The sequence below is a fragment of the Pseudomonas monteilii NBRC 103158 = DSM 14164 genome (genome assembly GCF_000730605.1).
GTDB classification, from domain to species: domain Bacteria; phylum Pseudomonadota; class Gammaproteobacteria; order Pseudomonadales; family Pseudomonadaceae; genus Aquipseudomonas; species Aquipseudomonas monteilii.
The window spans coordinates 1-13226 of the sequence record NZ_BBIS01000035.1; the positions used below are offsets into that span (position 1 = coordinate 1).

The window sequence follows — 13226 nt, forward strand, 5'->3', positions numbered from 1 at the left end:
GCCACGCAGCGCCTGGCACTCCTCGCGACACCCTTGCACCTCCGCCGCCGTCTCCCGCGCCAAGTCGGAAATCCCCTGCACTGTCCGGTTGATCTCTTCAGTCACCGCCGACTGCTCTTCCGTCGCCGTAGCCACTTGATGGTTCATGTCGCTAATGTGCTCCACCTGGTCGGTAATTGCACCCAGCGACGCCCCGGTGCGCTGGCTCGATGCCACACCACTGCCAGTCGCCTGCTGCCCCGCCTGCATCGAGCTCACCGCCGAACCCGCGCCCTGCTTCAGGCGCTGGATCATCTGCTGCACTTCGTCGGTGGACAGCTGTGTACGTCTGGCCAACGTACGCACCTCATCGGCCACCACGGCAAACCCGCGCCCCATCTCCCCTGCCCGTGCGGCCTCGATGGCAGCGTTCAACGCCAGCAAATTGGTTTGTTCAGAGATGCTACGGATTACTGCGAGCACTTCATCGATCGAGGCGACTTCATCGGCCAACTGGCTGACGGCATCAGCGGCCTTGCCGATGTCGCCAGACATACCTTCGATCCCCTGAATCGAACGCCGCACTACTTCACGCGCCTGCAAGGCCTCATCCCGTGCCGACTGCGAGGCCTGCGCCGCATCACCAGCATTGCGGGCAATGTCCTGAACAGTCAGGCCCATCTCATGCACGGCGGTAGCGACCATTTCGGTCATCTCCTGCTGCCGCCCGGAACGCTCGGCCGTGTTATCCACCACCTGAGTCACCTGCTCAACCGCCCGATGCAGCCGTTCGGAAGTCTGCAACACCTCGCCGATCAGGCTGCGCTGGCTGTCGAGGAAGCGGTTGAAGCCACGGGCCAGGTCACCCAGTTCGTCCTGGCGTGCATCATCCAGGCGGTGGCTGAGATCACCCGCACCGCTGCCGATCTGCACCAATGCCGCAGTGACGCGACGGATTGGTCGCACCAGACCACGCGCCAGCAGCACCACCAGCAGTAGCGACACCAACGCTACGGCACCACCGATGAGACTGGTCAGCCAGACAGCCTGGTGCATTTGCGCGTAGATTTCCGACTCTGGCACTTCGGCCACCAGGGTCCAGTTGAGGTCGCGCAGGGGCAAGCCAAGCGCCAGGTAGCGTTCGCCGTCGCGGCTGAAACGGCTGCTGCGCAGGCCTTCGCTTCCCGTCATGACGCCCTTGGCTGCGTCCGTGCCAAGCTGCTCGGCAAGCTGGCGCTTGCCACTGAAGGCAGCGTCCGGATGCACCTGGATCAAGCCATCGTTACGCACCAGAAATACTTTGCCGTGTTCGCCGAAGCTGAAGTCGTGAATCAGCTTCGAGAGTTCGGTCATGCGCAGGCCCATGCCGGCCACGCCCACCAATTGGCCTTGCTTTTCTACGCGGTAGTCGATGAACAGCGCCAGCTCGCCGGTCGCACCGTCGATGTCGATGTTGATGAACCGCTCGGCGCCGCTGTCGATGTAACCGTAGAACCATTTGTCCTTGGGGTTGCTGCGGTCAAGGGTGCGGTCCAGGCCATTCTCGTTGTAGTAATGGCCGGTTTCGGTCGAGGCAAACAGCGTGGTGAAGGCTTTGTTGCGCTGCTTGGCGGCGGCCAGGTATTCGATGAATTGCGGGGCCTGGGCGGGGTCTTCGCCAGCAGCCAGCCAGTCGCGCAGCAGGGTGTTGCCGGCAATGTCTGCTGCAGCTACCAGCGGCTGGCCGAGCATGCGCTCGATGTCGTTGCGGATGGCTTCGATGCTGGCCGGCAGCGCAGTGTCGACCAGGTAGCGATCGGTGAGGCGGTTGAGCGCCACGGTGAAAATGATGACCACCACCAGGATGCTGGCCAGCAGGGCGGCGCCCATGCTGGTGATCAATTGCCACTGGATGCTTTTACGCCAGATACGCATGCCCCTACTCCCCGCACATTATTGTTTTGCGAGAAGTGTATACACTTGCGTATCCAGTTAATCCAGTGATCTAGAACAACAACACGAATCCTGTGGGAGCGGGCGCGCCCGCTCCCACAGGGATCTCGGTATCAGGCCGTTATTGCTCGGCAATGGTCCGCACGATGGCGTCCACCGTGGCGTCGATCTGCGCCTGGGTACGTGCCAGGGTTTGCTGGTGTTCTTTCTGCAGTTCAACCTGCTTTGAGCACAGGTTAAGGGCAGCCAGCACCAGCAACTTGTCGCCGATCAGGGTCGGGTACTGACGCTTGGTCTCGTTCAGGGCGGTGTTGAGCATCCGCACCGCCTGGGCCAGGGTTTCTTCCTGGCCTTCGGGCGCCTTGATCGAATAGTCGATGCCGAGAATCGACACGACATTGACCGGCTGCTCGTGCAATCTCATGCGCCGACGCCAGCGCTGGCGCGATCAACCAGGGCCTGCAGGCGGGCAGCGGTGCTGCCGTTTTTCTCTTCCTGCTCCATCAGCGACAGTTGCAGGGTTTCGTTCTCTTCCTTGGCCTGCGCCAATTGCGTGCCGAGGGTAGCGTTCTGCTCGGTGAGTTGAGCGTTTTTCTGCATCAGGTCGCTGACCAGTTGCTCGATTTGATTCAGGGAAGCTTCCAGCATGGGTCTATCTCAGGTTGTTGCGAGGGGCGCACACGATAAAGAAAAGTGCCGCCCATCGCCATTAAATATCAGATTCATAAGGTGTCGAACCCGCAGATTGACAGGGTAACGGCCCCCTTGTTCCGACCTGCGTCAACCGCCGGTCAGGAAAAGGTTAGCCACCTCACAATTTTCACCGGTCGCACTCAAGACTGGCCAGTCACGACCGATAGCCCGGCAAGTCATGTTTTGTCGCACTTTACGCACCTTATTTCCCCTTGCCTGGACCCTCCTCTCCATGTCTCTACGCAACATGAATATCGCCCCGCGCGCGCTGCTGGGCTTCGCGCTGATCGGCCTGCTGATGCTTGGCCTTGGTGTCTTCTCGCTGATACAGATGGGCAACATCCGCCAAGCCGGCGTGGCTATCGAGCAGGTCAGCGTGCCCAGCATCAAGATCCTCGACGAGCTCACCGCGCTGAACCTGCGTATGCGCACCCTCTCCTACCGCCTGCTGCTCAACCGCGAGCCGGACACCCAGCGCGAAACCCTCAACCTGCTGGACCAACGCAACAGCCAGATCGACCGCGCACGCCAGGCCTACCTGCCCATGATCGGCGCCGCCGACGAACAGGCCGCGTTCGACCAGTATGGCCAGTTGCTCAACCAGTACCGCCAGCTGGAGTCGCGCATGCGCACCCTGAGCCAGGCCGACCGCCTGGACGAGCTGCGCGCCCTGCTGAACCGTGATCTGCTGGCCAACTCAGAGCAGATCAACAAGGTCATGGACACCCTGGTGCGCATCAACACGGACCAGACCCGCGCCACCAACGAGAAGGCTGCCAACCAGTATGCTGCGGCCTTCGCCCTGGTGATCGGCCTGCTGGTGGCCGCTACCGTGTTGACCTTCGCCTGTGCCTTCCTGCTGACCCGCAGTATCGTCAAGCCGATCGAAGAGGCGCTCAAGAGCGCCGAACAGGTTGCCGACGGTGACTTGACCCATATCATCCGCGCCGAAGGCACCGACGAAGCCGCCCGCCTGCTACGCGCCATGGCCCGCATGCAAGACAAGCTGCGCGACACCCTGCAGCAGATTGCCGGCTCGGCCACGCAGCTGGCCTCGGCAGCCGAAGAGCTGAATGCCGTCACCGACGAAAGTGCCCGTGGCTTGCAACAGCAGAACAACGAGATTGAACAGGCCGCCACAGCCGTTACTGAAATGACCAGTGCTGTCGAAGAAGTGGCACGCAATGCCGTGAGCACTTCTGAAGCCTCCAGTGAAGCCAGCCGCTCCACCGGCGACGGTCGTGACCTGGTGATGGAGACCGTGGGTGCCATCGAGCGCATGAGCGGTGATGTGCAAGCCACTGCCAAACTGATTACCCACCTGGCCGAACAGTCGCGTGACATCGGCAAGGTACTCGACGTGATCCGTGGCCTGGCAGATCAAACCAACCTGCTGGCACTGAACGCCGCCATCGAGGCAGCGCGAGCCGGTGAGGCGGGCCGTGGTTTTGCCGTGGTGGCGGATGAAGTGCGGGCACTGGCCCACCGTACCCAGCAGTCGACCAGCGAAATCGAGCGGATGATCGGCAGCATCCAGGGCGGTACGGAAGAAGCGGTGGAGTCGATGCGCACCAGCACCGAACGCGCCGAATCCACCCTGAACATCGCCCGGGGCGCGGGCATGGCGCTGGATACCATTGCCGGGGCGGTGGCGCAGATCAACGAGCGTAACCTGGTGATTGCCAGCGCGGCGGAAGAACAGGCGCAGGTGGCACGGGAAGTGGACCGCAACCTGGTGAACATCAATGACCTGTCGGTACAGAGTGCTACCGGGGCGCATCAGACCAGTGCGGCGAGTGCGGAGTTGTCTAGGTTGGCCGTAGACCTCAATGGCTTGGTAGCCCGCTTCCGCACCTGACCTGAAGCATCTGGGGCCGCTTTGCGGCCCATTCGCGGGGCAAGCCCGCTCCCACAGGATCTGCGCTGGTTTAACGGTTACGGTGAGCCTGGACTGCCCTCAGGCTGAGTAGAGAACCTGTGGAAGCGGGCTTGTCCCGCGAATGGGCTGCGAAGCAGCCCCTGCAATCTCGGATCAGTGGATCAGTAATCGATCCGCACATCCCCCTTCGGCACACTGCAGCACGACAGGATATAGCCCTCGGCTTCGTCCTCTTCGGTAATACCGCCGTTGTGCTCCATCTCCACCTCACCGCCCAGCCTGAGCACCTTGCAGGTGCCGCAAATGCCCATGCCGCAGGCTTTCGGGATCATCAAGCCAACCTTGGCCGCCGCCGCATGCACGGTTTCGCCCGGGGCAATGCGAATGCTCTTCTCGCTGCCGATGAACTCAACCAGGTTGAGGTCGGAAACATCCAGCTCCGGTGCATCGGCCGCCTGCTCGGCGTGCTCCACTGCATCGGCCTTGGCCTCGGGTGGGGTCGCACCGAACGATTCCTCGTGGTAGTTCTTCATGTCGAAGCCAACCGCTTCGAGCATACGCTTGACCGCCGTCATGTAAGGCGTCGGGCCGCAGCAGAACACCACGCGGTCCATGTAGTCCGGGGCAATCAGTTCCATCAGGCGCTGGTTCAGGTAACCGCGATACCCCGCCCATGGCTCGCCCAGGCCATGCTTCTCGCAAATGATGTGCAGGCTGAAGTTGGGGATGCGCGAGGCCATCTGCTCCAGCTCGCGGTGGTAGATGATGTCCTTCGGCGAGCGGGCGCTGTGTACGAACACCATGTCGACGTTGGCGTTGGTGTCGTAGAACCAGCGTGCCATCGACATGACCGGGGTAATGCCCACGCCGCCCGAGAGGTACAGCACCTTGCCCGCCGGGAAATCGATGGCATTGAACAGCCCCACCGGGCCATGCACCGGCAGCTCGGCGCCTTCGTGCATGGTGTCGTGCAGGAAGTTGGACACCAGGCCGCCCGGCACACGCTTCACGGTGATCGAGAAGCTGTAGGGCACCGACGGTGAACTGGAGATGGTGTAGGAACGCATCACCGGCTTGCCTTCGATCTCCAGCTCCAGGGTGACGAACTGCCCGGGCTTGAAAAAGAACATGATCGGCTGATCGGCCATGAAGCAGAAGGTGCGCACGTCCCAGGTCTCCTGGATGACCTTGACGCAGCGCACGATGTGGCGGCCGTTGGCCCAGGTCTGGGTGGTGACCGGATTGAGGAAGGTATCGGACATGTTCATCTCCAGCAGCCGACTATTGGGCTTTTTATGGCTTGGATAATGCGCAAGCTTGCGGCTGCGTACATTCCTGCCAGCGACATCGGCGTGCTTATCGCGACCAGCCCCGCGCCACAAGGGTTGGCGCGTCGTAATTCAAATCGGCCATGTCGCCCATGGATACGGTTCGCGGCGGCTTCGGACGCACACTCCACGGCAAATAAACACGCTGTTTCTTGATAAGCAGCCTTGCGGCACCACAACAACGATTAGCCACCTTTTGCCGGCCGCACACGGCCCCGAGGAATACACGATGGACGTCACCGCAAACCTGAGCCTGGGCGATCCACTGGAGCCAGCACGCAAGGCCACCGCCGAGATGCTGCAAACCCGCGAGCGCACCTACTCGCTGCCCCAGCCTTTCTACACCGACGAGCGTCTGTTCCAGATCGACATGCAGGAGATCTTCCAGAAAGAATGGCTGATCGCCGGCATGACTTGCGAAATCCCGGCGAAAGGCAACTACATCACCCTGCAGATCGGCAACAACCCGATCCTGGTGGTGCGTGGCGCCGAAGGCAAGGTGCATGCCTTCCACAACGTCTGCCGCCACCGCGGCTCACGCCTGTGCGTCAGCGACAAAGGCAAGGTGGCCAAGCTGGTGTGCCATTACCACCAGTGGACCTACGAGCTGGACGGCCGCCTGCTGTTCGCCGGCACCGAAATGGGCGCCGACTTCGACATGAAGCAGTACGGCCTGAAGCCGGTGAACGTGAAGGTGGCCGGCGGTTACATCTTCATCAGCCTGGCGGAAAACCCGCCTGCCATCGACGAGTTCCTGGCCACCCTGGAACACTACATGGAACCGTACGACATGGAGAACACCAAGGTGGCGGTGCAAACCACCTTGATGGAAAAGGCCAACTGGAAGCTGGTGCTGGAAAACAACCGCGAGTGCTACCACTGCAGCGGTTCGCACCCGGAGCTGCTGCAAACCCTGCTGGAGTGGGACGACACCAACGACCCGCGCGCCAGCCAGGAATTCAAGGACCACGTGGCCGCCTCGGCCGCCGCCTGGGAAGCCGAGAAAATTCCGTACCTGCACAAGAGCCACGGCCTGCGTAACCGCATCGTGCGCATGCCGCTGCTCAAGGGCACTGTATCGATGACCATGGACGGCAAGCAGGCCTGCCAGAAGCTGATGGGCCGCATCAAGAACCCAGACCTGGGCTCGATGCGCATCCTGCACCTGCCGCACTCGTGGAACCACTGCATGGGCGACCACATGATCGTGTTCACCGTGTGGCCGATCAGCGCCCAGGAAACCATGGTCACCACCAAGTGGCTGGTGCACAAAGACGCCGTGGAAGGTGTGGACTACGACCCAGAGCGCATGCGCAAGGTGTGGGACGCCACCAACGACCAGGACCGCCGTTTGGCGGAAGAGAACCAGCGTGGGATCAACTCCACCGCGTACCAGCCTGGGCCGTACTCGAAGACTTACGAGTTTGGCGTGGTGAACTTCATCGACTGGTACAGCGACCGCGTATTGGCCAACTTGGGCGCAGAGCCTGCCCCATACCTGAAAGAGGTTAAGGCGCAGTAACACGCCCCATCCCGCTGGCACGGCACAGCGCCGTGTCAGCGCCTGATTTCTTCCATAGGTGTCGTAGGGGGTGCACTCGGGGTTTGCCCGGCACCCCAGCTACGCCAAGCGTCCGCAGCTGCGCCATAGGCTGAGCTTATCCGCGCCCCTAATGCCCTTGCGCTTCCCCATAAATATGAAGCCCCTTCAACCACCAACCTTGCCCCGGTAACTTCATAGACCGTTTCCCACGCAACCCTGCCCGCAGACACGCCTGGCCGCCCAATCCCGCGCCATACGGCCTGCGCCGCCTCGGCGTTTGAGGAAAGACCACCGGTAATGTTTCCCACCGCATTACCAAGCCCCAGTCGACGGCCGTTGCTCGTCAGCACATTGCCTATCCACCCTTGCTCAACACCGCTCAACGCAGTGCCTCCCACCCCCATTGCCCCTGTGTAGAAAAAGGCAGTGTTGCCTACCCGTGACCTGAGGCTCGGCGGGCTAAAGAGGGAACGCGAATGTTGGCTTTCCAGGCGATTGACCACGTTTCTGGCTGTTCGCGTAACGGCACCGCCCATGGTGACCGAACTTGAAAGCATGCTAATGCCACTTATCAATTTGCTTAGCCAACTTGCCCCACTTGGGTCTGACCGGTTGACTGGATCGCCATCACAATAGGCATAGGCATTCAGCCCGCCGATGGAAAATGGGCTGAATGAGTCGGGGGATTGGAAGCGCATCAATACCGGGTTGTATGTTCGCCGGCCATTACCCAGGTGGTAGCAACCGGTCAGAGGATCGACAGGCTGCCCGGTAAATGCGAGCGACGCGGCATCGTCCAATCCGCGGGCACCGTAGGGTAGATAAGACCTGGCAACCCCGCCTGCCCGGGTTCGCATGGATGTTTGCAGGGTATGGTGCATGGTAAGGGCCCGACCGTTTGTGATGGCTAACCCTAACAGCTGCAAGCAGCGCTGCGAACTGACAGTAATGACAGGTGCCCGCAACTTATTCACAGGTTGTGAAGAGACCGGTGGAGGATTGGCTTTGCGCCGCTTTGAGCAAAAATCCAGATCATCTGATCAATATTTGATCAAACCGGTAAAGGCCTTGGCCCCAAAGGCCTGCAGGCTACTCCGTACACGTTGTCCACAGAGACACCAACAGAGTTTGTGAGCAAAACGCAGCCATGCAGCGTTCGTTCTGTGGATAAGCGATTCAAGATCTTGATAATCGTGGATCAGAAGACATTCGCGCCAATTTGATCGTTTTTTAGCCAATCCCTCACAAGCCATGATCTGCGCGGCTTTCAGGTAGTGCCGAACAGATTATCCACAGACCCGCTAACAGCGATTGTGGGCAAAAGCAGACAGAGTGACGCGAATCTGTAGCTGAGGAGCCACATCAGCGCTGATCACTTTATGATCAAAACTCTGTAACGCCCGCTATATAAGGCCCACAGCCATGCGCCAACACTTTATCCACACCTTGGCGAACAGATTCCGTGGGCAAAACGGAGGGGTACCTGATATTTCTGCCAGTTTCGTCAAATACCGCAATGTGATGGGGTAATGGTTACTACTTTGTCATTATCCAGGAGTGACTTATGCACAGCCGCCAGGAGGGCACTGTGAAGTGGTTCGATGAAGGGCGGGGGATTGGGGTTATCAGCGCCGAAGGTCAAACCCGGGAATACCTGGTTCTACGCTGCGCAGCGGTGAATGTGGCGTTGTCGAGGGGGATGCGGGTGTCATTCAATCCTGTGACCGAGGTATTGGGCTACTGGGCGTTCAATGTGGCCTGGGGACGTCATTAGCCTGTCAGGGCCAATCGCCGGCAAGCCAGCTCCCACAGGTATTCCACTAAACCCGAAGGCAGTGGTGATCCTGTGGGAGCTGGCTTGCCGGCGATGAGGCCAGTAAAGGCTAAAGGCTTTAGCGCAGCACACCTTCTTCTACCAACAGCTTGAGGATCGCCTCGGCGCCTTCCTGCGGTGAAACATCCTTCAGCACCTTGCCACCGCCGCCACTGGCCTTGGCCGTCGCCGCTTTCATCCGGTCCGCACCGCTCTTGGCCTTGATCACCTTCAGGCGCTTGGGGCGAGGACGGGCCGGTTGCAACTCGGCATCGGCCAGCAGGTCGTCCTCGACGATGGCCACATTACGCGCCGCCAGCACACCCCGGCGTGCAGGCCCAAAGGCACTCTGCCGTGGCTTGGGCGCTGCGTTATCCACAGTCGCCAGCAACGGCAGGCGCACTTTCAGCCGACGCCGCTGACCACGCGGCAACGCTTGCAGCACCTGGGCCGTGCCGTTGTCGATCGACTCCACCTCGGCCAACCCCACGATCAACGGCCAGCCGAGCTTTTCCGCCAGCAGAAACGGCAGCATGCCCGACCCCTCTCCGGTCTCGGCCTGGCTGCCGGTCAATACCAGCTGTGCCCCGGCATCGCGCAGGTAGTCCCCCAGCACGCCCAGTACATCGGCGCCAGCCGGCTGCTCCAGCACGTCCAGGTGGTCCAGGCCCATGCCCAGGTAGGCGCGCAATGCCTCTTCACGCGGGTCGCCGGCGTGCACCACCTGCAAGTTTTCCCCAGCCAGCTGCAAACCCAGCTCCACCGCGCGGGCATCCTGCTCGGCGCGGCGGGCGCGGCCAGAGCTTGGGTGGGCACCGATGGATACCAGGCTGATCACTTTCGTACTCATGCTCGTGCCCTTATGCCGCGTCGCGCTGGCCGCCGCTGCGGAAGTTGTCCACAGCCTCGATCAGTGCCTTGAGAATCGCCGAGCTGTCGCCAATCACCGACAGGTCGGCCCGTTTGATCATGTCGCAGCCAGGGTCCATGTTGATCGCCACCACCTTGTCGCAGGCGCCAATGCCCTGCAGGTGCTGGATCGCGCCCGAGATACCCACAGCCACGTAGACCCGTGCGGTCACCCAGGTACCGGTAGCACCCACCTGGCGGTTGCGCGGCATGAAGCCGTCGTCCACCGCCACCCGCGAGGCGCCTTCGGTGGCGCCCAAGGCAGCGGTAGCCTTGTGGTACAGGTCCCAGTCCTTGACCCCGTTACCGCCCGAGACGATGAACTCAGCCTCGGCCATGGCAATGGTGGCCGGGTCCACGGCCACCGAGCCGAGGTCTTCGATACGCGACAGGCTGCGCGCCACGCTTGTGGACAACTCCACCGGCAGCGCTTCGTGACGGGTTTCGCTGACCGGCTCGGCGCACTCGGCCGCCGCCAGGATCAGGCGTGGTACGGCGCGTTGCAGGTCTTGCTGGCCGGCACCGGCGCGGCCGATGCACTGTCCGTCCTTGACCTGCCACACCCGCGTTGCCGGGCGCTCGCCCAGCGCTGCGCCCAGGCGCCGGCCCAGCTCGCCGCCACCGGTGCGGCTATCGGGCAGCAGCCAGTGGCGCGGGGTGAACTGGTTATCCACAGCCCGCAAGCCCTGCACCAGTTGCTCTGGCGCATAACCCTCGAAGGCCTCGCCTTCGATGACCAGCAGGCGGTCGACGCCGGCTGTGGAAAAGTTGCTTTCCTTGTGTTCGTTGAACACCACCGCCAATACCGCACCATCGCTGCCAGCCAGGCTGTGGGCCAGGCCAAGCAGGTCGCGGTCGTGGCTACTGAGGCGGCCACCGACCATGTCGGGCACCACGGCAATGTAGAACGCCGGCGCCGGCACCTGGTGCAACGGCAACTTGACCTCTGCCGCCGCCGTACGCCGACCGCCCACACCGGTGCCCTGCTGGGCGCCGCTGCGATCAATGCGCTTGATGCCGGCCGGGCCGATGAAGCCTGCGGCAATCGCATGGGGGTTCTTGCGGATGAGGCCGTTGGGCCCCATCCAGCTGGTCTGTTGCGTCTGCATGGCCGCATGCAGCGGGTGCAGACGGTTACGGGCGATCCACTCGGCGCGAGGGTCGCGGCGGATAATGTCGCTCATCAGTGCACCTCCGCAGGTTCACGTTTGGCCGCTTGCGGCTTTGGGGCGGCGGGCGATTCCTCTTCGATCAGCACGTCGGCCACCAGCTCGGCCAGGTCCTTGATCTGTGGGCGCGGTTCGACCACACCTTCGAGCATGGCGGTACATTGCGGGCAACCCACGGCCACCAGCTCGGCCTCGGTTTCGCGAATGTCGTCCATGCGCATGTCGGGGATACGCTGCTTGCCCGGGATGTCAGTGATCGGCGCACCGCCACCACCGCCGCAGCAACGGGAACGGAAGCCCGAGCGCTCCATCTCGCGGACCTCGATCCCCAACGCCTTCAACACTGCACGCGGGGCTTCGTACTCACCGTTGTAGCGACCCAGGTAGCACGGGTCGTGGTAGGTGACACTACCGCCCTTGTGCTGACCGAGGTTGAGCTTGTTGGCCGCGATCAGTTCGGCGATGTAGGTGCTGTGGTGCTGCACCTGGTACTCGCCGCCCAGTGCGCCGTACTCGTTCTTCAGCACATGGAAGCTGTGCGGGTCGCAGGTGACGATGCGCTGGAACTTGTACTTGGCCAGGGTCTGGATATTGCGTTTGGCCAGTTGCTGGAAGGTCGCTTCATCGCCCAGGCGACGGGCCACGTCGCCGCTGTCGCGCTCTTCCAGGCCGAGCACGGCAAAGTCCACGCCCGAGGCCTTCAGCACTTTGACGAACGAACGCAGGGTGCGCTGGTTGCGCATGTCGAAGGCACCATCACCGACCCAGAACAGCACTTCGGTGGTTTTCACCTCGGACAACAGCTGCAGGTTCAGGTCAGCAGCCCAGTTCATGCGCCCGCCAGGGGCGAAGCCGCCAGGGTTGTCGGTGGCGATCAGGTTGTCCAGCACCTCGGCGCCCTTGTTCGGGGTGGCGCCCTTTTCCAGAGTGAGGTGGCGGCGCATGTCGACGATGGCATCGACGTGCTCGATCATCATCGGGCATTCCTCGACGCAGGCACGGCAGGTGGTGCACGACCACAGCGTTTCGGCATCGACCAGGCCATTGACGATCGGCTGGTGCGGGTGACCACCGTGCTCACCGATCGGCTTGCCCGGGTACGGGCTGCCAGCGAACTGCGCGTCGGTACCACCGGCCAGGCCGATGACCATGTCCTGGATGAGCTTTTTCGGGTTCAGCGGCTGGCCAGCGGCAAAGGCCGGGCACATGGCCTCACATTTACCGCACTGCACGCAGGCATCGAAGCCCAGCAGCTGGTTCCAGGTGAAGTCCGCCGGTTTTTCCACGCCCAGCGGCGCGTTCGGGTCTTCCAGGTCCAGCGGCTTGAGGCCGGTGGAGCGGCCACCCCCGAAACGTTCGGCGCGGCGGTGCCAGGCCAGGTGCAGGGCACCGGCGAAGGCGTGTTTCATCGGGCCGCCCCAGGTCATGCCGAAGAACAGCTCCGACACGCCCCACAGCACGCCCAGGCCAAGGATGCCGACCATCACCCAGCCACCGGTGTTGGCGGGCAGGATGCCAGCGACCGGCAAGGTGGCGATGAAGAAGCTTACGGCGAACGCCATCAGGCTCTTCGGCAGGCGCATCCACGGCCCTTTGGACAGGCGCGAAGGCGGGTTGAGGCGGCGCTTGAAGACAAAGATGGCGCCGCTGAACATGATCACGGTGGCCACCAGCAACGCGTAGCCGAGGATTTTGCTTTGCAGGCCAAAGCCATGCACCAGGATCGCCAGCACGGCCGACAACACGAAGCCGCCCGCAGTGGCCACGTGGGTCTTGGACATGTACTTGTCGCGCTCGACCACGTGGTGCAAGTCCACCAGGTAGCGGCGCGGCATGGCCAGCAGGCCACCGATCAGGTTGACCTTGGACGGCCGGCCTCGCCGCCACATGCGCACCCGGCGCAGGGCGCCGAGCACTGCCAGGCCAAGGGCAGCGAACAGCAGGATGGGTAGAAGGGTGTTCAACATGGGAGGCTCCCACA

At 62.3% G+C, this 13226-nt stretch carries 10 protein-coding genes and 3 pseudogenes; 4 read left to right on the forward strand and 9 right to left on the reverse strand.

What is annotated here, in order from left to right; genetic code table 11:
* The 4 genes and pseudogenes from mcpH (PM2_RS32090) to PM2_RS18305 form a co-directional block, all read right to left on the reverse strand.
* Positions 1 to 693 (reverse strand): annotated as a pseudogene (gene mcpH, locus PM2_RS32090) (methyl-accepting chemotaxis protein McpH); the annotation flags it as partial.
* A gap of 126 nt (positions 694 to 819) precedes the next feature.
* Positions 820 to 1893, reverse strand: a pseudogene (mcpH, locus tag PM2_RS32095) (methyl-accepting chemotaxis protein McpH); the annotation flags it as partial.
* Between the two features lie 139 nt (positions 1894 to 2032).
* Entirely contained in the window at positions 2033 to 2335 is a 303-nt protein-coding gene (locus PM2_RS18300) for a cell division protein ZapA (protein ID WP_016714522.1), read from the reverse strand.
* Complete coding sequence (locus PM2_RS18305) at positions 2332 to 2559, reverse strand: hypothetical protein (protein WP_016714521.1); 228 nt, start codon at positions 2557 to 2559, stop codon at positions 2332 to 2334. Before PM2_RS18305 ends, PM2_RS18300 begins: the two co-directional genes overlap by 4 nt.
* Positions 2560 to 2851: 292 nt before the next feature.
* On the opposite strand from PM2_RS18305, the pseudogene PM2_RS32100 reads away from it, so the two are divergent.
* Both PM2_RS32100 and PM2_RS32105 read left to right on the forward strand, forming a co-directional pair.
* Positions 2852 to 3607 (forward strand): annotated as a pseudogene (locus PM2_RS32100) (MCP four helix bundle domain-containing protein); the annotation flags it as partial.
* Complete coding sequence (locus PM2_RS32105; protein WP_406669825.1) at positions 3599 to 4462, forward strand: methyl-accepting chemotaxis protein; 864 nt, start codon at positions 3599 to 3601, stop codon at positions 4460 to 4462. The pseudogene PM2_RS32100 and the gene PM2_RS32105, both read left to right, overlap by 9 nt.
* 182 nt (positions 4463 to 4644) lie before the next feature.
* Here the strand turns inward: PM2_RS32105 and gbcB are convergent, their stop codons facing one another.
* Positions 4645 to 5745, reverse strand: coding sequence for a glycine betaine monooxygenase reductase subunit (gene gbcB, locus PM2_RS18315; protein ID WP_028699080.1), 1101 nt, complete (start codon positions 5743 to 5745; stop codon positions 4645 to 4647).
* 295 nt (positions 5746 to 6040) lie between these two features.
* Here gbcB and gbca point away from each other — a divergent pair, with 295 nt between their 5' ends.
* Positions 6041 to 7333, forward strand: coding sequence for a glycine betaine monooxygenase oxygenase subunit (gbca, locus tag PM2_RS18320; RefSeq protein ID WP_016714518.1), 1293 nt, complete (start codon positions 6041 to 6043; stop codon positions 7331 to 7333).
* 35 nt (positions 7334 to 7368) lie between these two features.
* Here gbca and PM2_RS30220 read toward each other — a convergent pair whose 3' ends face one another.
* Positions 7369 to 8235: an RHS repeat-associated core domain-containing protein gene (locus PM2_RS30220; protein WP_080578122.1), complete on the reverse strand. Its 867-nt coding sequence runs from the start codon at positions 8233 to 8235 to the stop codon at positions 7369 to 7371.
* 683 nt (positions 8236 to 8918) lie between these two features.
* Between PM2_RS30220 and PM2_RS18325 the strand changes: the two genes are divergently transcribed.
* Complete coding sequence (locus PM2_RS18325) at positions 8919 to 9128, forward strand: S1 domain-containing protein (protein WP_016714517.1); 210 nt, start codon at positions 8919 to 8921, stop codon at positions 9126 to 9128.
* 118 nt (positions 9129 to 9246) lie between these two features.
* Here PM2_RS18325 and etfB read toward each other — a convergent pair whose 3' ends face one another.
* From etfB to dgcB, 3 genes are read right to left on the reverse strand one after another with little or no spacing between them, the layout of a single operon-like run.
* On the reverse strand, positions 9247 to 10017 hold the full coding sequence (etfB, locus tag PM2_RS18330) for an electron transfer flavoprotein subunit beta (RefSeq protein ID WP_016714516.1): 771 nt from the start codon (positions 10015 to 10017) through the stop codon (positions 9247 to 9249).
* Positions 10018 to 10027: 10 nt separating this feature from the next.
* A complete protein-coding gene (gene etfA, locus PM2_RS18335) occupies positions 10028 to 11260 on the reverse strand; it encodes an electron transfer flavoprotein subunit alpha (protein WP_016714515.1) in 1233 nt (410 codons plus the stop codon).
* Positions 11260 to 13212, reverse strand: coding sequence for a dimethylglycine demethylation protein DgcB (gene dgcB, locus PM2_RS18340; protein WP_016714514.1), 1953 nt, complete (start codon positions 13210 to 13212; stop codon positions 11260 to 11262). The genes etfA and dgcB overlap by 1 nt, the downstream gene beginning before the upstream one ends.
* Positions 13213 to 13226: the final 14 nt, after the last annotated feature.

Coding starts and splice junctions, on each gene's coding strand:
- PM2_RS18300 (WP_016714522.1), bottom strand. CDS start 2,335: ATGAGATTGCACGAGCAGCCGGTCAATGTCGTGTCGATTCTCGGCATC.
- PM2_RS18305 (WP_016714521.1), bottom strand. CDS start 2,559: ATGCTGGAAGCTTCCCTGAATCAAATCGAGCAACTGGTCAGCGACCTG.
- PM2_RS32105 (WP_406669825.1), top strand. CDS start 3,599: ATGCAAGACAAGCTGCGCGACACCCTGCAGCAGATTGCCGGCTCGGCC.
- gbcB (WP_028699080.1), bottom strand. CDS start 5,745: ATGTCCGATACCTTCCTCAATCCGGTCACCACCCAGACCTGGGCCAAC.
- gbca (WP_016714518.1), top strand. CDS start 6,041: ATGGACGTCACCGCAAACCTGAGCCTGGGCGATCCACTGGAGCCAGCA.
- PM2_RS30220 (WP_080578122.1), bottom strand. CDS start 8,235: ATGCACCATACCCTGCAAACATCCATGCGAACCCGGGCAGGCGGGGTT.
- PM2_RS18325 (WP_016714517.1), top strand. CDS start 8,919: ATGCACAGCCGCCAGGAGGGCACTGTGAAGTGGTTCGATGAAGGGCGG.
- etfB (WP_016714516.1), bottom strand. CDS start 10,017: ATGAGTACGAAAGTGATCAGCCTGGTATCCATCGGTGCCCACCCAAGC.
- etfA (WP_016714515.1), bottom strand. CDS start 11,260: ATGAGCGACATTATCCGCCGCGACCCTCGCGCCGAGTGGATCGCCCGT.
- dgcB (WP_016714514.1), bottom strand. CDS start 13,212: ATGTTGAACACCCTTCTACCCATCCTGCTGTTCGCTGCCCTTGGCCTG.